Below are 22,670 nucleotides of genomic sequence, written 5' to 3'. Positions count from 1 at the left end.
AGAAACGCGAACGAATTCGAGGTGCTGCAAGCGGCTTCTATGGCTCTCGCGCCAAGATTAGCTCATCGAATTCATGCGCGCCATTCAGCCGTTGTCGACTCGCGAGTCGATGAAGCCGCTTTACTCCGCGCCGCCGCTCAGCACCACACGCCGGAAGAACTGCCCGAGCACGTCTTCGGCGAACTGCGCGGGCACCGATTGCGGGTCGGACGAATAGAAGAACTGGACACCGTCGCACAACGCGATCAAGCCGAGCGCCATCTGTTCGGCGGGCATCGTGAGCGGCGTGCCCACGCGCTCGGAAAATGCGCGGATGTAATCGGTCGTGGTTTGCCGCAATTCGCGCATCAGCGCATTGAAGCTCGCGCGGAATGTGGCGTCGCGGCTCGCGTGCAGCTTCGCTTCGACCCACAGCAGAAAGCACGCGTTGTTCTGATAGCACTCGCTGTAGTACTGCAACACGCGCGCTTCCATGTCCGCGCGCGACGCTTCGCCGTCCTCGAAGAGCGTCGAGAGCCGCGCCATGATGGTGTCGTGATCGCGCTTGAGCACTTCGAGTAGAAGTTCGGCCTTGCTCGAAAAGTTCGAATAGAACGCGCCGCGCGTATAACCCGCGTCGGCGGCGACATCTTCGACGCTCGACGCGCCGAATCCCTTCTTGGTGAACACCGCCTGCGCAGCATCGAGCAGACGTTGACGCGTCTGATCACGGCTTTGCTCGCGGGTGAGACGGACTGGTTTCATTCCCGAAGTGTAGCACCGCCAGGCTTACAAATCCGGCTTTGCATTCAGATACAAGTATGTATTAGAATTCACTTCGTATTCACGTCCGGGTCGTCGAAACCCTTGCCGGACGGGGTTTTCAGGTCCGCTCGCCGACCTGCCCCGCGCAGGCTCGTTTCTCGAAATTGCCCGCCGGAGCATCTTTCCCTTGCTTCGCCCATGAGCGGCGCGCCTCGTTTCGAAGGCGTGCCGCACCATGCCCTTGCGGGCGCCGAGGTTCCTGTGAAGCTCTTCCACTCATCCGCGTCGGTCGTGGCGCGCGCGGCATGTATTCCGATCGTTTGTGCAGCGCTTTTCGCCTGCAAGCGGCATGAGGCGCCCGCGCCCGCGCCGCGCCCGGTCGTCGCGGTTGCGGCGCAATCGGACGGCCACGCGAGCACGTCGAGCCTGCCCGGTCAGATTCAGTCACGCTATTCAACGCCGCTCTCGTTTCGCATCAACGGCAAGATTCTCGAGCGGCGCGCGCGGCTCGGCGATAGCGTGAAGGCGGGCCAAGTGGTCGCGCGTCTCGATCCCGCCGATGTCGAAAAGAACAACGCCAGCGCCCGCGCGCAACTCGACGCCGCCGAGCATCAGCTCGTGTATGCGAAGCAGCAGCTCGATCGCGATCGCGCGCAGGCCGCCGAAAATCTCATCGCGCCCGCGCAGCTCGAACAGACGCAAAACGCCTACGCGTCCGCGCTCGCGCAGCGCAATCAGGCACAGCAGCAGGCGGGACTGTCGTCCGATCAGTTGCGCTACGCGACGCTGTCCGCCGATCACGCGGGCGTCATCACCGCCGAACAAGCCGATACGGGCCAGAACGTCACCGCAGGGCAAGCCGTCTTCACGCTCGCCTGGAGCGGCGATATCGACGTGATCTGCGACGTGCCCGAAACCGCACTGCCCGCGTTCGCCGTCGGCAAGGAAGCGATCGTGAAGCTCGCCGGTTTGCCGGGCAAGACCTTCAAGGCGCGCGTGCGCGAGCTCTCGCCCGCCGCCGACGCGCAAAGCCGCACCTGGCGCGCGAAGCTCACGCTCGAAGGACCGGCGCCCGACGTGCGTCTAGGCATGACGGCGGATATCGCATTCGCATCGTCGGATGCGGATAAAGGCGCGTTCACGATTCCATCGACTGCGCTCTTTCACGACAACGGCCATCCCGCCGTGTGGATCGTGAAGCAACCCGGCGATGCGCTCGAACTGCGGCGCGTCGACGTCGCGCGCTATGGCGAGCGCACCGTGACGATCGCGCGCGGCATCGCGGCGGGCGATCGCATCGTGTGGCAAGGCGTGCATACCGTTTCCGCTGGCGAGAAGGTGCGCGTCGTCGCGCCCTTGCATCCCGAGGACTTCGCGTCATGAGCGATGCCAGCGATACCAGCGAAAGCCGCGACGACGACGCGCATCGCCACGAAGAAGGCCGCTTCAATCTCTCTGCGTGGGCGCTGCGGCATCGCGCGCTCGTCGTGTTTCTCATCGCGATGTCGACGATCTTCGGCATCCTCTCCTACACGCGGCTCGCGCAATCGGAAGATCCGCCCTTCACGTTCCGCGTCATGGTCATCCGCACCTTCTGGCCCGGCGCGACCGCGCGTCAGGTGCAAGAGGAAGTGACCGACCGCATCGCGCGCAAGCTGCAGGAAACGCCGTACACGGATTTCATCCGCAGCTATTCGCGCCCCGGCGAGTCGCTGCTGTTCTTTCAGATGAAGGACTCCGCGCCCGCGAAGGATGTGCCCGAGGAGTGGTATCAGATCCGCAAGAAAGTCGGCGATATTGCAGCCACCTTGCCGCCCGGCGTGCAGGGCCCGTTCTTCAACGACGAATTCGGCGACGTCTACACCAACATCTACGCGCTCGAAGGCGACGGCTTCTCGCCCGTGCAACTGCACGATTACGCCGATTCCCTGCGCACCGTGCTTCTGCGCGTGCCGGGCGTCGGCAAGGTGGATTATTTCGGCGATCAGGAAGAGCGCATCTACGTCGAGATCGCGAACACGACATTGACGCGGCTGAACATATCGCCGCAGCAGATCGCGCAGGCCATCGACGGACAGAACGCCGTCTCGCCGGCAGGCGTGCTGACGACGCCCAACGACCGCGTGTTCGTGCGCCCGAGCGGGCAGTTCAAAAGCGTGGATGCGCTCGCCGATACGCTCATCAACGTGAACGGGCGCTCGTTCCGTCTCGGCGACATCGCGACGATCAAGCGCGGTTACATCGATCCGACCGCCACGCAGATGCGCTCGGCAGGCACGCCCGTGCTCGGCATCGGCGTCACGATGCAGCCGGGCGAGGACGTCGTGCGTCTGGGCAAAGCGCTCGATGAGCAGATGACGAAGTTGCGCGCACAGTTGCCCGCGGGCCTGACGCTGACCGAAGTGGCGAGCATGCCGCACGCGGTCTCGCAGTCCGTCGATGACTTTCTCGAAGCGGTCGCCGAAGCCGTCGTGATCGTGCTGATCGTGAGCCTCGTGTCGCTCGGCGTACGCACGGGGATGGTGGTCGTGATCTCGATTCCGATCGTGCTCGCCGTCACCGCGCTCTTCATGTATCTGTTCGATATCGGCCTGCATAAAGTCTCGCTCGGCACGCTGATTCTCGCGTTGGGCCTGCTCGTCGACGATGCGATCATCGCCGTCGAAATGATGGCCGTGAAACTGGAGCAAGGCTGGAACCGCACGCGCGCCGCCGCGTTCGCGTACACGAGCACCGCGTTCCCGATGCTCACCGGCACGCTCGTCACCGTCGCGGGCTTTTTGCCGATCGCGCTCGCGAAATCAAGCACCGGCGAATACACGCGCTCGATCTTCGAAGTCTCGGCGATCGCGTTGATCGCGTCGTGGCTCGCGGCCGTCGTGCTGATTCCGCTGCTCGGCTACAAGCTGCTTCCCGAACGCAAGAAAGAAGCGCATCTGCCCGACGATCACGAGCACGACATCTACGACACGAAATTCTACGAACGCCTACGCAAATGGGTCGGCTGGTGCGTGAAGCGGCGCTTCGTCGTGCTCGCGATCACGGTCATCCTGTTCGTCATCGCGATGGCCGGCTTCTCGCTCGTGCCGCAGCAATTCTTCCCGAGCTCGGACCGGCCCGAGCTGCTCATCGACGTGCGTCTGCAGGAAGGCGCATCGTTCGATGCGACCTTGCGCGAAGCGAAGCGCCTCGAAGAAGCGCTCAAAGGCCGCGATGAAATCGATCACGTGGTGAGCTTCGTCGGCACCGGCGCGCCGCGCTTTTATCTGCCGCTCGATCAGCAATTGCCGACGCCGAACTTCGCGCAGTTCGTCGTCACCGCGAAGTCGGTCGAAGCGCGCGAAGCGCTCGCGCGCTGGCTCGAACCGATGCTGCGCGAGCGCTTTCCCGCCGTGCGCACGCGGCTATCAAGGCTGGAGAACGGGCCGCCCGTCGGCTATCCGGTGCAGTTCCGCGTGAGCGGTGACGAGATCGGCACGGTGCGTCACATCGCCGAGCAGGTGGCGGCGGACATGCGCGCGGACTCGCGCACAACCAACGTGCAGTTCGACTGGGACGAGCCTTCGGAGCGCTCGGAGCGCTTCGAGATCGATCAGCAGAAGGCGCGCGATGCGGGCGTCACGTCGCAGGACGTATCGAGCTTTCTCGCGATGACGCTCTCCGGCACGACGGTCACGCAGTATCGCGAGCGCGACAAGCTGATCAGCGTCGATCTGCGTGCGCCGCGCGCCGAACGCGTCGATCCCGCGCGCCTCGCCACGCTCGCGATGCCGACGCCGCATGGCCCCGTGCCGTTGAGCGCGCTCGGACGCGTCGTCGATACGCTCGAATACGGCGTGATCTGGGAACGCGACCGTCAACCGACCATCACCGTGCAATCCGATGTGAAAGGCGATGCGCAAGGCATCGACGTGACGCATGCCATCGACAAGAAGCTCGACGAGATTCGCCGCGCGCTGCCGGTGGGCTATCGCGTGGAAGTGGGCGGGCCGGTGGAGGAAAGCGGCAAGGGCCAGGCGTCGATCAACGCGCAGATTCCGGTGATGGTGATCGTCGTGCTCACGCTTTTGATGATCCAGTTGCAGAGCTTTTCGCGCGTCATGATGGTCGTGCTCACCGCGCCGCTCGGCTTGATCGGCGTCGTGATAACGCTGCTCGCGTTCGGCAAGCCGTTCGGCTTCGTCGCGATGCTCGGCGTGATCGCGATGTTCGGCATCATCATGCGCAACTCGGTGATTCTCGTCGACCAGATCGAACAGGACATCGCCTCGGGGCAGAAGCGTCTCGATGCGATCATCGGCGCGACGGTGCGGCGTTTCAGGCCGATTACGCTGACGGCAGCCGCCGCCGTGCTCGCGCTCATTCCGCTTCTGCGCAGCAACTTCTTCGGCCCGATGGCGACCGCGCTCATGGGCGGCATCACGAGCGCGACCGTGCTCACCCTCTTCTATCTGCCCGCGCTCTATGCCGCATGGTTCCGCGTCAAGCTCGACGAGCGCGAAGGAGCGCAGTCATGAATCGCCGGTTATTGATGACTTTGGCTTGCATGGCTTTGAATGCATGCGCCCTCGGCCCCGATGGCAAGCCGCCCGCGATGCCGCAGCCCGCGCATTACGGCGTAACGCCGCAAGCGGAAGCGAGCGTCACGGCCGAAGGCGCGTCACAACGTTTCGACGTGGGCGCGAAACCCGTGCCCGAATGGTGGAAGCAGTATCGGTCGGATACGCTGAATGCGCTCGTCGATGAAGGCTTGCGCGCCAGTCCCAATCTCGCCGCCGCGGACAAGAGCCTCGTCGCCGCACGCGAGCAATTGCGCGCGCAAGTCGGCTCGTCGCTTTTGCCGTCGATCGATGCGGGCGCGCAGGCGACGCGGCAACGCGGCCTCGGCATTCCCGAGGCCGGACCGCCGACCGTGGTCTACAACCTCTTCGTCGGGCAGATCCAGGCGCAATACACGTTCGATCTCTTCGGCGCGGCGCGGTATGCGAACGCATCGCTGGCGGCGCAGGTCGATCAACAAACGTTTCAACTCGATGCCGCGCGGCGCGCGCTCGCGGCGAATATCGTCACGGGTGCGATCGGCGCGGCGGCTTTGCATGCGCAGATCGACGTGACGGAGCGGCTCGTCGCGTTGGCCAACGACGACGCGCACGACGCCGAACGCCGCTATGCGCTCGGCTCGGCGTCGCGCACCGAGATGCTCGGCGCGCAGCAGAACGCGGCGTCGCTGGCATCGCAACTGCCGGGCTTGCGCGCGCAATGGCTCGCGACACGTCATGCGGTAGCCGTCCTGCTTGGCCGCACGCCCGACCGGGCGCCCGACGATCTCGATCTCGCGAGCCTCACCGTGCCGTCCGATGTGCCGGTCGTGCTGCCGTCGGAACTGCTTCAGACGCGCCCCGACATTCAGGCCGCCGACTCCGCACTGAAAGCGGCCGCCGCGCAGGTCGGCGTCGCGACGGCGCAGTTGTATCCGAGCTTGTCGCTATCGGCATCGATGGGCAAAGGCGGCTTCAACTGGCCGACGGCGCTCTCGGGCGCGGGCGCGTTGTGGAGCGTGGGCGCTTCGCTGTCGCAGCCGATCTTTCATGGCGGCGCGCTGCTCGCGCAACGCCGCGCGGCCATCGCCACTTACGAAGCCTCGGCCGAGCAATACAGGCAAACCGTGCTCGCGGCGTTTCAGAACGTCGCGAACACGCTGGCTTCGCTCGAAACCGACAGCGAAGCGCTCGCCTTCGCCGATAGCGCCAGCCGCGCGGCACGCGATGCATCGGCGGATGCGGCGGCGCGCGTGCGGCTCGGCGCGATTCCTCCGCGCGCCGCGCGGGGCAGCGAGCAGCAGTATCTCAACGCGCGGCTTGCGACGATCCGCGCAAGCAGCGCCCGCATGAGCGACACCGCCGCGCTGTTTCAGGCGATGGGCTCGCCCGTCGCGTCCGCCGCGCATCTGTCAAAAAGCGGTGACAGCACCGTAAAGTAAGGCGAGGGTCGTCCGTAACTAGCGTGGAAGCAATGGATTTCCATTGGCGGGAAACCCTGCCTCATTCTGTCTACGGAGAATTACAACGATGGAGGTGGTCAGGGAGCTTCGGTGCTCAATCCGACAAGCCACCCAACCTCTTCTCCCCCCCAACCGCCACCGCCGCGACGACCTTCGGCCTCCCTTCCGCCAGCGCGCGATAAGTCACCATCGCGCCGGCGATCGACAGCCCCAGCGGAATCATGAACGCCTGCTCGACACGAGTGAATTCGAGCGCGAGTACGAGCGCCGTGAGCGGCATCTGCATCGCCGCGGCGAGGAAGGCCGCTGCGCCGATCACCGCGAACGCGCCGAGCGGCGTGCCCGGCCAGAACGCATTGCATGCGCTGCCGAGCATCACGCCGAGCAGCGCGCCGTTCGTCAGGCTCGGCGTGAGCAGGCCGCCCTGCGCGCCCGCACGCAGCGAACTCACTTCGATGGCCACCTTCAGCACGAGCAGCACGCCCGCAAGCGCGAAGCCGAGATGGTCCTCGAAGGACAGACCCGCGGCGCTCTTGCCGTTGCCGGCGAGCTGCGGATACCAGATTACGAGCACGCCGATCATCGTGAAGTTGAGAATCGACAGGAGCGGCAGCGCAGTACCGCGCGCCGCGTTGTCGCGCGCCGCCTTCGTCAGCACGACGAAGAGTCGCGCGGCCGCCCCGAACACCGGGCTCATGACGATCGCCCAGACGACGAGCTGCGCATCGAGCGAATACACCGGCAGCCGATACGTGAGCTCGTCGCCGAGGCCGATCCACGCGACGATCGCCCCGATCGCCGATGTCGCCAGCGCCGCCGTGACGATCGGCCATTCGAAGCTGCCGAGCAGCACTTCGAGCACGAAGACCGCGCCGCCGAGCGGCACGTTGTAGACGGCGGCGAGCCCCGCGCCGGCGCCGCACGCGACCATGATGCGCGCTTGCGACGGCGTGAGATTCGCATAGTGCGATAGCCACCCCGCCCACAACGCGCCGATTTCGCGCGGCGCGACTTCGCGGCCGAGCGGCGAGCCCATCGCGACGGTGACGATCTGCAGGACCGTATGCGCGATCGTGGTCAGCACGGGCATGCGCGGATCGTCGGACTTGAGCGCCTTTGCGATGCTCACGAGCGGCTTGCCGAAGCGATAGATGCACCACCAGCCGACGCCCGCGAACACGCCGCACAGCGTCAGCACGATGAAGCGGCGCAGCGGCGGCGCGCCGCTGATGCCCTGAAGAAAGCTCTCGCTGCCGGGCAGCGCGTCGAGGCTGTAGCCGAACGCGACATGCTGGATCGCGTGAAGCAGGAGCGCGAGCGACATGCCGCCCAGCCCCGCGCCGATCCCGACGAGCACGGTGACGATGACGAGCTTCGTGGCTTGAGTCGACGAGAGCATCGCGTTCACCCTGGAGGTAAAGACGCAGCGTAGCGCGGCTGCCATGCGCGCTTCTTCACGGGATGCGCCGAGTTTCGAATATACACGGCTTTGTTTCGGCGCAGCGCAGGATCGCGCCCGGCTGACGAAGCACGTCAGTTCTTGTCCGCGACGACCTGATCGAACGTGCCGCCATCGGCGAAGTGCGTTTTCTGCGCTTGCTGCCAGCTACCGAACATCTGCTCGACGGTGAACGTCTTCAGCGGCCTGAATTCGCCCGCATGCTTCGCGAGCACATCGGCGTTGCGCGGACGCAGATGATGCTGCGCGATGATCTCCTGCGCGGCGGGCGTGTACAGAAAGTCGAGATACGCCTGCGCTTCCTTGCGCGTGCCGCGCTTGTCCACCACCTTGTCGACGATCGACACCGGCGGCTCCGCGAGCAGGTTCACCGACGGATACACCGCCTCGAAATCCTTCGCACCCGGGCCCGCGCTCATCAATCCGACTTCGTTCTCGAACGTGACGAGCACGTCGCCGATGCCGCGCTGCGTGAAGGTCGTCGTCGCGCCCCGCCCGCCCGTATCGAGCACGGGCACGTTCCTGAAGATCGCTTTCTCGAAGTCCTGCGCCTGCGCGTCGCTCGCGCCCTGCTGCTTCTTGTAGCCCCACGCGGCGAGATACGTATAGCGCCCGTTGCCCGAAGTCTTCGGATTCGCGATCACGACCTGCACGCCGGATCGCGCGAGATCGTTCCAGTCCTTGATCTGCTTCGGATTGCCCTTGTGGACGAGAAAGACCATCGTCGTCGTGTAGGGCGCGCTGGCATCGGGCAGACGGCTGCGCCAGTTCGCGGGCACGAGCTGGCCGCGTTCGGCGAGAAGGTCGATGTCGTTGGGCTGGTTCATCGTCACGACATCGGCCTGAAGCCCCTGTGTCACCGATAAGGCCTGCGCGCTCGATGCGCCATGCGACTGCCGCACTGCGACCGTCTCGCCCGTTTTCTTTTTGAAGTCCGCGACGAAAGCCGCGTCGATGTCCTTGTAGAGTTCGCGCGTCACGTCGTAGGACACGTTGAGCAGCGTCGTGTCCGCATGCGCCACGCTTGCCGATGCCGATGCGATGCTCAGCGCAACCGCGATAACCAGCTTGTTATAGACCGCCATTTCTTCTCCGGGACAGGGTTTCGAATCGCACAACAGACAAAGGCCGCCCGAGGGCGGCCATACATACTTTTTAAAACCAGTGAACTCAGCCGTAAGCGCGTTGCGCCTCCTCTTCGTATTCGGGCGACACACGGCGTGCGAGCGTTTCGACGAAATGCTTCGCGAGCGGCCAGGGCCCGAAACCCGCAGCCGTGTTGATATGCCCCGCCTTGCCGAGATTCACGAACGCGCTGTTCCAGCGCTGCGCGAGCGTGCGCGCTTCGTCCAGCGACATCCACGGATCGGTCTCGCTGCCGACGACGAGCGAAAGCGTATCGAGCCTGCACGCGCTGAACGCGCCCGCGAAACGGAACTTCGCCGGGCTCGCGGGCGCGACGAACAGCACGCCCTCCACTTGCGCGGCCTGCGCGTGAAATGCGCCCGCGTGCGACAGCGCATGCGCGGTGGCGAGACATCCGAAGCTATGCGCCGCGATCACGACGGGACCGTCGATGCCCGCGATCACATCGCGCACGGCATCGCTCCAGATGGCGAGATTCGGCGTGTCCCATGCGCGCTGCTCGACCCGCCGCGCGCCGGGCAGTTCGCGCTCCAGCCAGCTCTGCCAATGCGCGTCCTCGCTTCCGTACAGTCCGGGCACGGTCACGAGCGTCACCGACAACGACGATGTCACGTTCCCCACGCTGCGCTCACTCATCTTCGCCCTCGCTGCGACTCGAACTGGTCAGACTCCATTCTCGATGAGCGCGCGACGACGGCTAACCAATATTTCGTCATTTGTTTATGGCGATGGGAGGCGAACCGCATCGCGATGCAGAGATCATCGAGCGGCACGCTTCACATAGCGGGCGATGAACGTGCGCGTTTCGTCGTCGGCGAAGCGCACGGCGACGCGCTCGCCGCTGACCATTTCGACGACGCCTTCGCCATAGCGCCGCACGCGCACGCGATCCCCCCGCGCGAACTCGGGCCCCTTGCGTTCGGGCGATGCCTTCTCCTTCTCGCGCATTTCACGCGGACTTTCGATCACCTCGGGCGGATGCACGCAGTTGTCACATACGCCGCACGCGCCGCCGTCGAGTTCGTCGTCGGGCGCGCGGTAATCGACATCGCTCGCCCGCAACGGCGCCGATGCGCGCGCATCGTTCATGTCGTCGGCGAAGTAATCGAGCAGCATGCGCCAGCGGCATTGCGCGCTCTGCGCATACGCGATCATGCGTTCGAGCACCGCGCGGTCGCGTTCTGAACGCTCCGCATAGAGCTGCGATACATCATCGAGCTTCGCGAGCGAAGCATCGTCGACGACGAGCTTCATGCCGCCGCGCCGCGTGCGCCGCGTCATGCCGATATCGTTGAGCAGCGTCGCCGCGACGCGCAGCTTGTTCGCGCCGACGTTCGGCAACGCTTCACGCAGACGCGCAAGCGGCTTCTCCAGCGTGCGGCTGCTGTCCTGCAACGCCAGCTCACGCACTTTCTCCGCGACGCGCGTGATCGTCTCCGCGCTCGGATAGCGCCCGCTCATGAAAAACTGCTGCACCTGCCTGTCCTTCATTTCGAAGAGCAGCGTGCAGCGCGCGGGCTCGCCATCGCGTCCGGCGCGGCCTGCTTCCTGATAGTACGCATCGAGACTGCCCGGCATTTGCGCGTGAATCACGAAGCGGATATCGGGCTTGTCGATGCCCATGCCGAACGCATTGGTTGCGACCATCACACGCGCGCGATCCGCCATGAACGCATCCTGCGATGCCGATCTCGCGCCCGACGACAACTTGCCGTGATAGCGCTCCGCCTCGACGCCCCCATCGACGAGCGCGGCATAGAGCGCCTCGCACTCCGCGACGGTCGCGCAATACACGATGCCGCTGCCCGCTTCGTTCGTCGCGAGCTCGATCGCGCGCTTGCGCTTGTCGTCGGGATTGGTCGCCTGCTCGACCGCGAAATGCAGATTGTCGCGATACACGCCCGTGTGAATGACGTTCGGATGCCGCATCTGCAATTCACGCACGATATCGACGATGACGGCGGGCGTCGCCGTCGCGGTGAGCGCGAGCACGGGCGGACGGCCGAGCGTCTTGATCGCGTGAATCAGTTCGACGTATGCGGGCCGGAAATCATGGCCCCATTGCGAAATGCAGTGCGCCTCGTCGATGACCGCGAGCGCGATGGGCGGCATGCCCTTCGCGGTGAGCTCGGCGTTGAAGCCGGCATCGACGAGCCGTTCGGGCGTGACGAAGAGCATGCGGATTTCGTGACGCGCGATCGCCTGCATGGCGTCGCGCTCCTCGCCCGCCGATAGCGCGCTGTTGAGCACGGCGGTCGCGACGCCGGCTTCGATCAGCTTCGTCGCCTGATCGCGCATCAGCGAGATGAGCGGCGACACGATGACCGTCATGCCGTCGAACTGCAGCGCGGGCAACTGATAGCACAGCGACTTGCCCGCGCCCGTGGGCATCACGGCGAGCGTGTCGTGGCCGTCGAGCACGCTGCGGATCACGTCTTCCTGCCCCGGGCGTAAATGCCCGAAGCCGAAGACCTTGCGCAGCGCGGTTTCGAGGTCGTGATCGGGCCGCTTGCGCGATCGTGCGTGGAGGGCGTGAGTGTCGTTCATGCGTGCCGGGAGCAAGTCGTCTGCCGGTCGCGGAGTGCGACCGATGCGCAAACGGCATGAGCAAGCGCCGTTCCATGCGCGCCAAGCCAACACTGATTAAGTCCGCCGGGTATGCGAGTCAAGCGTTATAGCGCGCGGTCGTCGCACGCGCCATCGTCGCGCTCGCGCATACGCTCGGCGTCAGTGCGATCGCCGATGGCGTCGCTGACGGCCAAGACCTGCAGTTCTTCCGCTGGAAGGCTGCGATCTCGGGCAAGGCGATGCGCTCGTGGTCGCGCGGCGCGCGTGATTCATTGATGCACGCTCTGCGCCAGTGCGCGCAAGAGCGCCGCGCCGTCGCCACTCCACGCGCTGCCGTGCATGCAGGCGAGCGTCGTCGGTTCGAGTGCGGCGAGGCGCTCGAACATCGCGTCGGCGTTTCGCGTGTGCGAGAAATAATCCATGCTGAGCCTGAACGATTCGCTCGGGCCCAGAATGTCGGATGTGGTGAGCGGCGGCAACGTCGCGCCGCCCTGCGTGAAGAGATCGCCGCATAGCAGCGTGCTCGTGCGCTCTTCCATCAGAAAGCCGCATTCCCACGCGTGCGGAAGGTGCGGTGTATCGAACCATCGCACGGTGTGTCGGCCGAGCCTCACGGCTTGCTCGTCGGCCAGCGCGACGGGCGCGCGATCAGCCAGATCGGTGATGGACACCATCGCCGCGACGGTGCCGCAGAGCGGCGCGGCATCGGGCGCGATGGCGAGCCACTCGTTGAGCGAACCGCATTCGTCCGCTTCGACATGCGAGAACGCGAGGTACCGCAGCGTCGCCGGGTCCATGACGCTCGCGACCGCTTCACGCACGAGCGCAAACATCTTGCGCGGCCCGGTGTGGAACAGGAGCGGGGCGTCGTCGACGATCAGGTATTGATTGAATGAAAAGCCGCCCGCGTCGCCGGGCAGCATGACGGGCGTATTGATGCGATACACGCCATCGGCGATTTCCGCGACGTTCGTGCCGGACTGCGAGTTCGTGGTGATCATGGGCGTGTTCCGATGGAGTCATGCCTTGCGCGAAAGCCGGAACCATTCGTCGAATCCGATGCGGCCGAGGCGCGCATCGCCGAGCGGCACGAGCGACTGTTCTTCGACGATGCCGCCGAAGTAACGCGCCTGCGGATCGCGCACGACTTCGCGCTTGTCGCCGGCCGCCTTCAGATAGCGTGCGACGATTTCATCGAAAGGCGCGCGCTCCGGCCCCGCGATTTCGACGATGCCATTGTGCGGTTGTTCGAGTGCGATGCCAGCGACGAACGCGGCGACATCATCGGCCGCAATGGGCTGAAACAGGCCCGGCGAGACGCGCACGGTATTCCCTTGCGCGGCGGAATCCGCGATGCCGCCGAGGAATTCCAGGAACTGCGTCGACCGGATGATCGTGAACGGAATGCCGGAAGCCTCGATCAGCTTTTCCTGCGCGACCTTGGCGCGAAAATAGCCGTTCTCGGGCGTGCGGTCGGTGCCGACGATCGACAGTGCGACATGATGCCGGACGCCCGCCTCCGCCTCGGCCGCATGAAGATTCCGGCCCGACGTTTCGAAGAATCGCAGCACCGCTTCGTCTTCGAATGACGGCGAATTGGCGAGATCGATCACGACCTGCGCGCCGGCCAGCCCTTCCTTGAGTCCTTCGCCGGTGAGCGTGTTGACGCCGCTTTTCGGCGACGCGGAGACTACGTCATGCCCGGCCTGACGCAGAATGGGCCCGGTCTTGGAGCCGATCAGTCCGGTGCCGCCGATGATAACGATCTTCATGATTGACCCTCCGTCGATCGTTGAAAGAACACCATCAAAACATAGACGTTCCACACGAAAATGGAAAATCGACTTGAAAGGCGCCGGTATCGGCAATCAACTACTGAAGCGATGCGATAAATGTCATTCGTCTCCTTGATAGTCGTTTCGATATCGTCCGCGTCCGCCCGGCATATGCGTTCATGTGAAGGCCTGGACGTTGATGAAAAGACTATCTAGCGGAATTCAGGTAAGCAACAGGAAGTCCGTTCGCCAATCTCGAACGGACCGGTCGGCGTTTTCCAAGGCGAATTGCGCGGATCTTATGGAGAGCACCGGTTGACGAATGCGTGCCGGGGGGCTATCGCGTACGATGACAATGACTGGCGGCGTCATCGACCGGGTTGGTTCGTCGTTTGCGACCCTGAGGTTTGCGAATGCCGAACGCTGGCAGGTTGTTTGTCGGGATGACTCTGCTTATGCTGATTCGGCGTTTTGCGATACGACTCGTCGAATTCTTCTAAACGATATCCCACGCCACGTTAATCAGCCTAACCATCGAATTTCGGAGACGACCATGACGACAAAGATTCAAATCGTTTTCTATAGCGCATACGGCCACATCTACAAGATGGCCGAAGCTATCGCCGCCGGAGCACGCGCGGTCGGCAACACCGAAGTCACGCTCTTGCAGGTTCCCGAACTCGTGCCCGAAGACGTTCTCGTGAAGAGCGGCATGAAGGGCTATCGCGCCGCGTTTGCGAGCATCCCGTTCGCTACGCCTGAAGCGCTTGCCGAAGCCGACGCAATCATCTTCGGCACGCCCACGCGCTTCGGAAACATGTGCTCGCAGATGCGTAACTTCCTCGACCAGACCGGCGGACTGTGGATGTCGGGCGGCCTGATCGGCAAGGTAGGAAGCGTATTCACGAGCTCAGCATCGCAGCACGGCGGACAGGAGACGACGATCACCAGTTTTCATACGACGCTGCTGCATCACGGCATGGTGATCGTCGGGGTGCCTTATTCCGAGCAGCGTCTCGTCAATATGAGCGAGGTGTCCGGCGGCACACCCTACGGCGCGTCGACCCTGAGTGCCGCCGACGGCTCGCGACAGCCGAGCGAAAACGAGCTGGCTATCGCGCGCTTTCAAGGGGAGCATGTCGCGTCGATCGCCAAGCGTCTGGTCGCGCGGCCGAGCTAACTGGATACTGTTCGCAGCGGGTCCGATGTTCCTTCAGCTAGCAATAGCCCGAACCCGCCGCGACGCTGCGCGCATACGCCGGCATTTCTGTTCTCCCAGCCATAGCAGCGATTCCTGCACGACCTCGGGCGGAACTGCGTTGAACGACGCGCCGCGAATCAGGGTTTCGCTCGCGGCAATGTCGTTGAATTGCCCCAGCTTGTTCTGCACGGACGTCAGGTCCTTGATGGTGCGGCCGTGACCGCCTTTGATAACCGGCTGAAAGAACTCGAGCAGATATCTGAGTTTCTTGCCCGCCTTGCGGACATCGTGAAGATGTTCTTCGTGCGCCGTTTCGTTGCGTGCTGCGCGCCTGCTCCGTTTTTGGAGCGCGCGCTGCGCGAGCCGGACGCGCTTTTCGGCGAACGCCCGAATAGGCAGATCGTTGCAACGCGATTGCAGCGTGGTTTGCGCGCGAAGCAGGACATCGTTCAGGAATGCCTCGACATCGTCGCTCTTGATCATCGTCTGGCTATGCACCACTGCCTGTGCGCGCTTTTCGCGCGCAGCGGCCACGAGCAGTTCGATCGATGCACCCGATTCATGCGCGGCTTTCAGGAGATCGCCTGCGATGTCCCAGTCACGCGTTCCACCCGCCACCGCAGCAAGACGCTTGAATTCTTCGGTGGCTTGCGCAGTCGCTTCTTGTCCGAGGTAAGGGGAATACGCCCAATACAAGGCGCGAAGCTTTCGGAATGCCACACGGAGCTGATGAAAATCTTCGGCTTCGCTCGTGGTGGATAGCTCTCTCGCTCTTTGCACTGCCTCGGTGACGACCGGCGTCGCCAGTGAAGAGAAAGTACTCGCGATAGAACTCGTTTTCGAAAGCGATGAACCAGCCGGCCGCCGCTCGGTCTTGAAGAGCGTGTTGGGTCGCGGCAAGCGCCAGTCACCATCCATATCCATTTGGGCCTCTGGTCGGACGAGAAATGAGTTCTGCCCAGACCATAACATATGGGTCATCGTCCACTCGTTCTATATGACGCTTTGATGAACCGCTTTCGCAGTGTGGCGCGTATGCCGCTTTTGATTTGCGACATCACCGCGCCACTGCCCTTCTGTATTAGCATATCCGGCTAATCAGGCACTGCCCGATACGCTGGCGCTCCGAGCGCGCCTGGGGAATACCTGGAACATACGTGGGAGATCGGTTTGAAAAAACGCGCCACCGTGATCTGTCGCCGAGGCAAGCGAATTCTTCTGGTCGCACGCGCTCAGTCGAAATGGGCCTTGCCGGGCGGAATACTCAAGCGCGGAGAACAACTCACGGCCGCCGCGCTCCGGGAACTCAAGGAAGAAACGCGGCTTGCCGGGAAGTCGGCCAAATACCTGTTCGACTTTCGTGGCAAGCAGAAACACCATCACGTATTCGCGTGCGACATTCCGGATCGCGCCAAAGCGCGTCCGAGCAACGAAATAGCCAAATGCCGCTGGGTTCATCTCGACGACATTGCTCGCCTGATGACCAGCGGGCCGACGACCGATATCGTGAAGCTCGTGAATCAGCGGCGCAGGAAATAGCGCTCAACACTCCCGCAACGTCGGCTCGACGTGCTTCAGCCTGGGTCAGGTTCCTGCGCATTTTTGTACACATCAGCGCGCAAGATGATTCGCGCACGACCGGGCGAACAGGCGGCATACGGCGTTTGCGTCGCTGCATCCGTGAAGAAGGTCGCGAAAGCGCTGATCGCAGAAATGTTCGGCGATCTCACCGACGACTATGTGGACTTCAACATGGAAGGTCTCTTGTCGAAGACCCTTTTCGAAGCCAAGAGAAGCGGCGTTTCGACGAAGCGGAAGCTTACCCAGCCGAGCGCGATCGCAGCCGCCACTGCGCCTAGCGTTCCCCAGAAAAACGGACCCGCCGGAAACGCCCATGACCACATCCGGCCTACCGCCGAGATGACAAGAATATGCGAAAGGTAGAGCGAATATGACATGTCGCCCAAGACCTGCATGCTCGCGGGAGCGATGAAGCCAAAGCGTCGCTCGGCCAGTATCGCGCTCAGAACGACGAGAAACGATGGCACTCCGAAATAGGCGGCGCGCCACTGGATGATCGCATCGAGTGATGAGCCCTCGATCATGAGCGCCACGACGACGATCGACGCGACAGTGACGGCAAAGACCGGCATCGACGCCCGCCGCGAGATGCGTTGCCAGATCATGGCGCTGGCGCATCCGGCGATGAACTCCAGGACAAGCGGGCTCGAGACCACGTCAAGCGCCGGATGGCTCATTGCTTCGCTCCGAACCCAACAGGCGAGCGCGAACGTCACGACGGCCCAGACTGCCAGCAACGCGCCGAGAAAGCGGCGTGAAGAGAAAGCAAGCAAAGCCGCAAACACGAGATAGAAGAACATCTCGTAGGTGAGTGTCCAGCCCTGAAGAAGCAGAGGCAGGGTCACACTCGGAAACAGCGTCAGCGACGCGAGAATATCGGCCCGATGCCCTGAAGAGGCATTCACCAGCCGCGGGGAAATCAGCATGATCGACAGGACGATCAGGCTGTAGATCCAATAAAGCGGATAGATGCGCAGCACTCGATGCTTCATGAACTCGAGCGCGCTTGCTGGATTTCCGCATCCGTCGCGTGAAATAGACACGATGACGAAGCCGCTGATCACAAAGAACAGATCGACACCCGATGTACCGATCACCCCGAGTGCGTCCGGAATGATGTGCCCGGAAAAATATTTCGTCTCGATTGCGTAGACATGGAACGCGAGCACCAGCATCACGGCGAGGCCGCGGAGCGCTTGAATGTTGCAAAAGTGAAATTCATTGTTTTTTGTCGACGGAAACGAAGTCATCCTAAATTGCAGCACTGGCCGTTCGCGAAGGAAGGCGAACAGTCTAGTGCAGACGAGCTTCCGCTCATCTCAAAATAGAAGCGGACCAGAAGTGCGGGCCTCAGCGGGCCTCAGCGCGCTTCAGCGTTCGTGATAGATCGCAAGCCATACGGTCGGCTCGTCGGCATGCGTCCACGCGACGCGATGCCGGCAATGCGGTTCGATCAGCACGTAGTCGCCGGGACGCATATCGTGCCGCGTCGAGCCTTCCTCGAACTCGAGCACGGCCGCGCCGGACAGCAGCGCGACCCATTCCACGCGCGAGTCGTCGTACCAGAACCCTTCGGGGCTCGCGTGTCCCATCGACACGATCCGCTCGACGTTCAGGCGCTGCCCGGTGACGAGCATGTCGATCCGCTCATCCGCGCCGCGCTTCGCTTCGATGCTGAACAGGTTGCCTGTCTGTAGTTGCATGGCTCGACCTCATGTGTTTCGAAAGGGGCTGGTCCGAAGACTTCTGGCGCAACGGCGCGATTCGATCGCCTAGCTTGCTTCTGCATCCGCCACCGGCAAGCGCGCGGACAGGCGGAGCGCGTGTCTTGCGCTGAGCGCCAGCAATACGCACGACAGCGCGTTGAACAGGAACAGCCCGCTCGGACCGATCAGCGTCATCAGCGCCGAGGCCAATGCGGGGCCGGTCATGCCTCCGAGCGAAAAGAGGACCAGCAGCATCGTCGAAACCGCGACGCGCAGGTGCGACTCCGTCCGGTCCTGCACGTGCGACACGACGAGTCCGTACTGCGTGAACGTCACCGCGACATAAGCCAGCGTCGCGCACCATGTGACGATGCGAAAGTCGAAGCAGAACAACACGATGCTCAGCACCGCCGAGACGGACGCTGTCCAGAGAACGAGACGCCGCCGGTCGATGCTGTCGGACAGGCGGCCCATCGGGAATTGCGGCAATAGCGCGCCGATGAGCGCGACGCCCATGAAGGTCGCGATTTCATGCGTCGAGAAGCCTGAACGCTGGAGATAAACCGGCATCAGCGCATAGAAGTTGCTATAGATGAAGCCCGCAAGAATGCAGCCCGGCACGCCAAGCGGGGCCAAAGCCAGCATCTCCCGAAAGCTCTCTGCCCACGATCGCGCGGGTACGCGGTCGAGGTTGGCGTCGCTGACCTTCACTGGCCAGCCCTCCATCAGCGTGACCGGCAGGACCGCCGCGGCAAAGAGCGCGGCGGCGATCGAGAACTGCTGCGCCCCGGAGCCCTCCCCGACATTCAGCAGAAACTGGCCGCCGCCCACCGCGAGATAGTTGATGGCCGCGTACAGGCCGAAAACCTGGCCGCGCTTTTCATTCTCGACCGTGCCGTTGAGCCAGCTTTCCACGGACGTGTACAGCGCCATGAATGCGATACCCGTAAGCAGACGCACGAAACCCAGCAGCCATGGCGATTGCACCGCGCCGAACGCGAGCGCCAGAATCGACGCGGCCGCCGAGAACGCAACGAAAGTCCGGTGCTGACCGATGCGATCAATGAGCTGCCGATTGACGACTGCCCCCAATATGAAACCCGCGTAGTAGCTCGACTGCATCAGACCGGTGAGGAACGTCGGATACCCCGATTCGATGATGCGAAGCGGAATCAGCGTCTGAAACAATCCGTTGCCCGCAACGAGCAGCGCAAGGCCGAGCAGCAGCCCGGCCAGCGCGCGCATCGTGCCGGGTGCGCCGGTGCGCGCATCGTGGCCCGGATTGGCCGCGGCCGAATCGGGCCACGGCGGCGTTTTGCGCCCGAGGAGCGCCGCTTCGTTCAGCGGCCCGGTGCGTCCGACTGCCGACGGGTCATGGTCATGCTCCCCGTGCATCTCGCTCCCACGGGCCTCGCTTTCTCGCGCACGATCGTTTGTGTTTGTGCTCGTACTCGATTTCTCGTCTTCGAGATGTGACATGGCACCTTCGGGTTGACTATGGCCGCCCCATGATGACAGATGCCGCGGGTGCTCGTCCGCAACGTGGCAACGCCAATCGATGCCTTCACGTCTCGACGTGTCGATCGAGGTGAGGGACCAGGCGACCATAAAAACGCGCTCGCGTCCCTGAAAAATTCATGGCGGAAGGCAGCCGGAGTCGAACCGACCAGAGAGTGTCTGACACCCCCTACCGGGTTTGAAGCCCGGCCGCACCACCGGATACGGATGCCTTCCTTCGGGACACGCAAATACGCCCGCTCATGCCCGCTTCGGAAAGCGACCGGGCGTCCGATTATAACGACGCATCTTCATCCGCCGCCATCGCCCGAACCGGGACCCGACGGACCCGCACGCGCACGCGGCTCCCGCCGCCGCATCAGCCGATAGCCGCAATACAGCAAGGCCACCGCCGCGAGCAGATCCACGACCGTCGCGCCGTGCGATTCGAGCGCCAGCACCGCGAGATGCAATTGCCGCTCGAAGAGCGCGCCGCCGAGCGTCCAGAACGACGCCCACGCGACGATGCCCGCCGTATCCCACAAGAAGAATGCGGGCGCGGCGATTTGCGTCGTGCCCATCAGCGGCGGCGTGACAAGGCCAAGCCCCGGCACGAACTTCGACAACGCGACGATCGGCGCGCCGTGCCGCTCGAACAGTTCGCCCGCCGTGCGCATGCCGGTATCGACGGCATACGATCTGCGCGACAGCGCCGCGACGAGCCGCCGCCCGTAGACGCGCCCCGCCGCGAACCACACGCTGTCGCCGAGCAGCGCGCCGCACAGCGCCGCGAGCAACACGTGCGCGAAGGACAATCGTCCGGTCGCCACGACCGATCCGGCGAACACGAGCAACGGCGCGGACGGCACGGGCACGCCCAGCCGCGTCAACAGCACGTTCGCGAACACGGCCGCGCCGCCCCACTGCACGATCGCCGACGGTGGAATCTGGATCAAACGGCACCTCTCGATCGCTGGCTGCGGTGCTTCATTCGGGGTTCGATTCGACGAGCATCACCGGCACGCTTCCACATCCCGCGCTGCTCGCAATTTCGATGCCGCGCCACGGCGAACTCTCGCCTTGATCGATAGCCATCGGATCGACGCGCCTGTCCGGTCTCAGCACGTTGAAGGGCCAGGACGGACGCCGCAGGCGCTCGTGCACCACCGAGCCGAGCCAGATCGGCGCAGGCGCCGCGCCCGCGCGGTCGCGCACCGCGTAATGCGTCGGCCAGAAGCGCAGCACGTCGCGCTCGTCGGGGCCGCGGACCGAGCGCGCGAACACCAGCTTCGACGGCTCGCCGTTGTTCAGGCGCGGCAGCGCGGGCAGCTCGATGGCGGGCGCATTCGGCGACACCACCGACATCACGCTTTTCAGGCTCACGTGCGATACCTCGGTCCAGCCGCGCGCGCTCAGTTGCGCGCGAATCTGCACGGGCGTCGCGGCCCATTGCACCGTGATCGGCTCACGGCGATCGCCCTCCATGCTCGAGCGGTAGCAGGAAAACGTGCGCCACACCGAATCCGTCCATTGGATCGGCGAAATGACGATGGTCGACGGCACCGCGCTGTGCGTCTCGGTGTCATCGCTCAATTGCAACGCGACGCTCGCGCAGATCACGGCGAGCACGGCGACCGGCATCAAAGGCCGGGCCTTCGGTTTGGCCGGATTGCGCCAGACCGCGGTGAGCGCGATCAGGAAAACCCACGCGGCCGCGAGCGCGGCGCTGCCGAGCGCATCGGAGATGGTGAAGCGGCCGAAGTACAGACCCGCGAGGCCGACCGCCGTGACGATCGCCGATGTCGCCATCGCGACGAACACGCCCGTCAGCACGCCGACGCGCCGCAGCAGGATGAACGCGAGAAAGCCGTAGATCACGACGGTCGCCGCGACATGGCTGCTCGGGAACTCGTGCTGCGTCGGCGCGAAGGAAACGAGGAGCGGTTCGTGCGCCGTGAAGCGGATCGCGGCGACGAGCAACTGCGAGAACGCGATCGCGACGAGCCAGTACGCGACCGTGCGCCAGCGCCGCTCGAAGCTCATCCACACGATGACCACCGCGCCGAGTGCGAGCAGCGTCTGCGTGCTGCCGAGCGTCGCGGCGGCATCGAGAATCGAGTCGGTCCAGGTCGAGCGGAACGATTGCAGCAGCCGGTAGACCGACACATCCACCTGCACGATCGACGCACCGCGCGCGACGTTCGTGAGCACGGAAAAGAACAGGATCGCCGACGCGAGCAGCAGCGCCGAAATGACGACGATGAGACCCGTCGCCGGATTGCCCGGATCGAGCGCGCGCGACACGAGCCGCGCGGGCAGGCCGCGGCCCCGTTGCGCCCACGCGAGCAGCTTTTCGCGCGACACGATGGTCCAGCGCATCGCGTGCGACACGATCACGCGCGTGAGATTGAACACGACCCAGCCGATCGCGGTGACGATGATCAGGATCACGACGAGACGGATCGACACCGCGCCCGCCAGTTCGATCGACGCGCCGAACACGACGCCCGGCAGGATATGCGTCGGCGCCCAGATGAGCGCGCTCAGGATGTTGACCACGAGAAAGCGCGCGGGCGTCATGCCGGTGACGCCCGCGACGACCGGCACGACCGCGCGCATCGGCGCGACGAAACGCGCGAGCACGACACTCTTCGCGCCGTGCTTGTCGAAATATTTCTTGCCGGCGGCGAGCGCGCCGGGATGCGCGCGAAACGGCCACATCTGCGCGATTCGGTCGGCGTAGCGCTGGCCGAACCAGAAGCTCGCGGCGTCGCCGGCGATGGCGCCCGCGATCGCGCAGACGAACACCCAGCCGAGGTTCAGCGCGCCGGCGCCGACGAGCGCGCCCGCGATGAACATCGCCGTGCTGCCCGGAATGAAAGTGCCGATGAACGCGACCGATTCGAGAAACGACGCGAGCAGCACGACCGCGAGCGTCCACTCGGGATGGCCCGCCAGAACGTGCAGCAGCTTGAAGTAGAAATGCTCCATC

Annotated in this window: 18 protein-coding genes and 1 tRNA gene; 5 read left to right on the top strand and 14 right to left on the bottom strand. The window is 64.2% G+C overall.

Annotation, left to right across the window (positions count from 1 at the left end; genetic code table 11):
• Positions 1 to 120: 120 nt before the first annotated feature.
• Positions 121 to 744: a TetR/AcrR family transcriptional regulator gene (locus AWB75_RS15440; RefSeq protein ID WP_061124959.1), complete on the bottom strand. Its 624-nt coding sequence runs from the start codon at positions 742 to 744 to the stop codon at positions 121 to 123.
• Between the two features lie 261 nt (positions 745 to 1,005).
• On the opposite strand from AWB75_RS15440, the gene AWB75_RS15435 reads away from it, so the two are divergent.
• The 3 genes from AWB75_RS15435 to AWB75_RS15425 are packed head-to-tail and all read left to right on the top strand — an operon-like array spanning position 1,006 to position 6,724.
• Entirely contained in the window at positions 1,006 to 2,127 is a 1,122-nt protein-coding gene (locus tag AWB75_RS15435) for an efflux RND transporter periplasmic adaptor subunit (RefSeq protein ID WP_061125051.1), read from the top strand.
• Positions 2,124 to 5,261, top strand: coding sequence for an efflux RND transporter permease subunit (locus AWB75_RS15430; protein ID WP_061124958.1), 3,138 nt, complete (start codon positions 2,124 to 2,126; stop codon positions 5,259 to 5,261). The genes AWB75_RS15435 and AWB75_RS15430 overlap by 4 nt, the downstream gene beginning before the upstream one ends.
• Positions 5,258 to 6,724 (top strand): efflux transporter outer membrane subunit, encoded by a 1,467-nt coding sequence (locus tag AWB75_RS15425; RefSeq protein ID WP_061124957.1) that lies wholly within the window; start codon positions 5,258 to 5,260, stop codon positions 6,722 to 6,724. Before AWB75_RS15430 ends, AWB75_RS15425 begins: the two co-directional genes overlap by 4 nt.
• Positions 6,725 to 6,839: 115 nt before the next feature.
• On the opposite strand, the gene AWB75_RS15420 is transcribed toward AWB75_RS15425, so the two are convergent.
• The 6 genes from AWB75_RS15420 to AWB75_RS15395 all read right to left on the bottom strand — a co-directional run bounded on the left by AWB75_RS15420 (position 6,840) and on the right by AWB75_RS15395 (position 13,690).
• A complete protein-coding gene (locus tag AWB75_RS15420; RefSeq protein ID WP_061124956.1) occupies positions 6,840 to 8,144 on the bottom strand; it encodes a chloride channel protein in 1,305 nt (434 codons plus the stop codon).
• Between the two features lie 134 nt (positions 8,145 to 8,278).
• Positions 8,279 to 9,289: a sulfate ABC transporter substrate-binding protein gene (locus AWB75_RS15415; protein WP_061124955.1), complete on the bottom strand. Its 1,011-nt coding sequence runs from the start codon at positions 9,287 to 9,289 to the stop codon at positions 8,279 to 8,281.
• 85 nt (positions 9,290 to 9,374) lie between these two features.
• Positions 9,375 to 9,986 carry an RBBP9/YdeN family alpha/beta hydrolase gene (locus tag AWB75_RS15410; protein ID WP_087086636.1) on the bottom strand — a complete coding sequence of 204 codons (612 nt, stop codon included), beginning with the start codon at positions 9,984 to 9,986 and terminating at the stop codon, positions 9,375 to 9,377.
• A gap of 123 nt (positions 9,987 to 10,109) precedes the next feature.
• Complete coding sequence (locus tag AWB75_RS15405; protein ID WP_061125049.1) at positions 10,110 to 11,897, bottom strand: RecQ family ATP-dependent DNA helicase; 1,788 nt, start codon at positions 11,895 to 11,897, stop codon at positions 10,110 to 10,112.
• A 290-nt stretch (positions 11,898 to 12,187) separates the two neighbouring features.
• Positions 12,188 to 12,919: an oxygen-binding di-iron domain-containing protein gene (locus tag AWB75_RS15400; RefSeq protein WP_061124954.1), complete on the bottom strand. Its 732-nt coding sequence runs from the start codon at positions 12,917 to 12,919 to the stop codon at positions 12,188 to 12,190.
• 18 nt (positions 12,920 to 12,937) lie between these two features.
• Positions 12,938 to 13,690, bottom strand: coding sequence for an SDR family oxidoreductase (locus tag AWB75_RS15395; protein ID WP_061124953.1), 753 nt, complete (start codon positions 13,688 to 13,690; stop codon positions 12,938 to 12,940).
• Positions 13,691 to 14,246: 556 nt separating this feature from the next.
• Between AWB75_RS15395 and wrbA the strand changes: the two genes are divergently transcribed.
• Positions 14,247 to 14,873: an NAD(P)H:quinone oxidoreductase gene (gene wrbA / locus AWB75_RS15390; RefSeq protein ID WP_061124952.1), complete on the top strand. Its 627-nt coding sequence runs from the start codon at positions 14,247 to 14,249 to the stop codon at positions 14,871 to 14,873.
• Between the two features lie 33 nt (positions 14,874 to 14,906).
• Here wrbA and AWB75_RS15385 read toward each other — a convergent pair whose 3' ends face one another.
• Positions 14,907 to 15,818 carry a CHAD domain-containing protein gene (locus tag AWB75_RS15385; protein WP_061124951.1) on the bottom strand — a complete coding sequence of 304 codons (912 nt, stop codon included), beginning with the start codon at positions 15,816 to 15,818 and terminating at the stop codon, positions 14,907 to 14,909.
• 246 nt (positions 15,819 to 16,064) lie between these two features.
• Here AWB75_RS15385 and AWB75_RS15380 point away from each other — a divergent pair, with 246 nt between their 5' ends.
• Positions 16,065 to 16,433 (top strand): NUDIX hydrolase, encoded by a 369-nt coding sequence (locus tag AWB75_RS15380; protein WP_061124950.1) that lies wholly within the window; start codon positions 16,065 to 16,067, stop codon positions 16,431 to 16,433.
• Between the two features lie 197 nt (positions 16,434 to 16,630).
• On the opposite strand, the gene AWB75_RS15375 is transcribed toward AWB75_RS15380, so the two are convergent.
• From AWB75_RS15375 to AWB75_RS15350, 6 genes are all read right to left on the bottom strand, one after another.
• The gene (locus AWB75_RS15375; protein WP_061124949.1) at positions 16,631 to 17,725 is read right to left on the bottom strand and encodes an acyltransferase family protein; all 1,095 of its coding nucleotides are present in this window, start codon (positions 17,723 to 17,725) and stop codon (positions 16,631 to 16,633) included.
• Positions 17,726 to 17,845: 120 nt separating this feature from the next.
• Positions 17,846 to 18,178 carry a cupin domain-containing protein gene (locus AWB75_RS15370; protein ID WP_061124948.1) on the bottom strand — a complete coding sequence of 111 codons (333 nt, stop codon included), beginning with the start codon at positions 18,176 to 18,178 and terminating at the stop codon, positions 17,846 to 17,848.
• Between the two features lie 69 nt (positions 18,179 to 18,247).
• A complete protein-coding gene (locus AWB75_RS15365; protein WP_235012113.1) occupies positions 18,248 to 19,576 on the bottom strand; it encodes an MFS transporter in 1,329 nt (442 codons plus the stop codon).
• A 243-nt stretch (positions 19,577 to 19,819) separates the two neighbouring features.
• A tRNA-Sec gene (locus AWB75_RS15360) sits at positions 19,820 to 19,915 on the bottom strand.
• Positions 19,916 to 19,989: 74 nt separating this feature from the next.
• Positions 19,990 to 20,634 carry a DedA family protein gene (locus AWB75_RS15355; protein WP_061124946.1) on the bottom strand — a complete coding sequence of 215 codons (645 nt, stop codon included), beginning with the start codon at positions 20,632 to 20,634 and terminating at the stop codon, positions 19,990 to 19,992.
• A 31-nt stretch (positions 20,635 to 20,665) separates the two neighbouring features.
• Positions 20,666 to 22,669 (bottom strand): VTT domain-containing protein, encoded by a 2,004-nt coding sequence (locus tag AWB75_RS15350; RefSeq protein ID WP_061124945.1) that lies wholly within the window; start codon positions 22,667 to 22,669, stop codon positions 20,666 to 20,668.
• Between the last annotated feature and the right edge of the window lies 1 nt (position 22,670).

It is taken from the genome of Caballeronia catudaia, assembly GCF_001544755.2.
GTDB classification, from domain to species: domain Bacteria; phylum Pseudomonadota; class Gammaproteobacteria; order Burkholderiales; family Burkholderiaceae; genus Caballeronia; species Caballeronia catudaia.
Note: the sequence above shows the minus strand (reverse complement) of the source record. Positions and strands in the feature narration are given on the sequence as shown.

Excerpts from the sequence above, each read along its gene's own strand:
- AWB75_RS15440 (WP_061124959.1), bottom strand. The coding sequence starts at position 744 with ATGAAACCAGTCCGTCTCACCCGCGAGCAAAGCCGTGATCAGACGCGT.
- AWB75_RS15430 (WP_061124958.1), top strand. The coding sequence starts at position 2,124 with ATGAGCGATGCCAGCGATACCAGCGAAAGCCGCGACGACGACGCGCAT.
- AWB75_RS15425 (WP_061124957.1), top strand. The coding sequence starts at position 5,258 with ATGAATCGCCGGTTATTGATGACTTTGGCTTGCATGGCTTTGAATGCA.
- AWB75_RS15420 (WP_061124956.1), bottom strand. The coding sequence starts at position 8,144 with ATGCTCTCGTCGACTCAAGCCACGAAGCTCGTCATCGTCACCGTGCTC.
- AWB75_RS15415 (WP_061124955.1), bottom strand. The coding sequence starts at position 9,289 with ATGGCGGTCTATAACAAGCTGGTTATCGCGGTTGCGCTGAGCATCGCA.
- AWB75_RS15410 (WP_087086636.1), bottom strand. The coding sequence starts at position 9,986 with ATGAGTGAGCGCAGCGTGGGGAACGTGACATCGTCGTTGTCGGTGACG.
- AWB75_RS15405 (WP_061125049.1), bottom strand. The coding sequence starts at position 11,897 with ATGAACGACACTCACGCCCTCCACGCACGATCGCGCAAGCGGCCCGAT.
- AWB75_RS15400 (WP_061124954.1), bottom strand. The coding sequence starts at position 12,919 with ATGATCACCACGAACTCGCAGTCCGGCACGAACGTCGCGGAAATCGCC.
- AWB75_RS15395 (WP_061124953.1), bottom strand. The coding sequence starts at position 13,690 with ATGAAGATCGTTATCATCGGCGGCACCGGACTGATCGGCTCCAAGACC.
- wrbA (WP_061124952.1), top strand. The coding sequence starts at position 14,247 with ATGACGACAAAGATTCAAATCGTTTTCTATAGCGCATACGGCCACATC.
- AWB75_RS15385 (WP_061124951.1), bottom strand. The coding sequence starts at position 15,818 with ATGGATATGGATGGTGACTGGCGCTTGCCGCGACCCAACACGCTCTTC.
- AWB75_RS15375 (WP_061124949.1), bottom strand. The coding sequence starts at position 17,725 with ATGACTTCGTTTCCGTCGACAAAAAACAATGAATTTCACTTTTGCAAC.
- AWB75_RS15370 (WP_061124948.1), bottom strand. The coding sequence starts at position 18,178 with ATGCAACTACAGACAGGCAACCTGTTCAGCATCGAAGCGAAGCGCGGC.
- AWB75_RS15365 (WP_235012113.1), bottom strand. The coding sequence starts at position 19,576 with ATGCACGGGGAGCATGACCATGACCCGTCGGCAGTCGGACGCACCGGG.
- AWB75_RS15350 (WP_061124945.1), bottom strand. The coding sequence starts at position 22,669 with ATGGAGCATTTCTACTTCAAGCTGCTGCACGTTCTGGCGGGCCATCCC.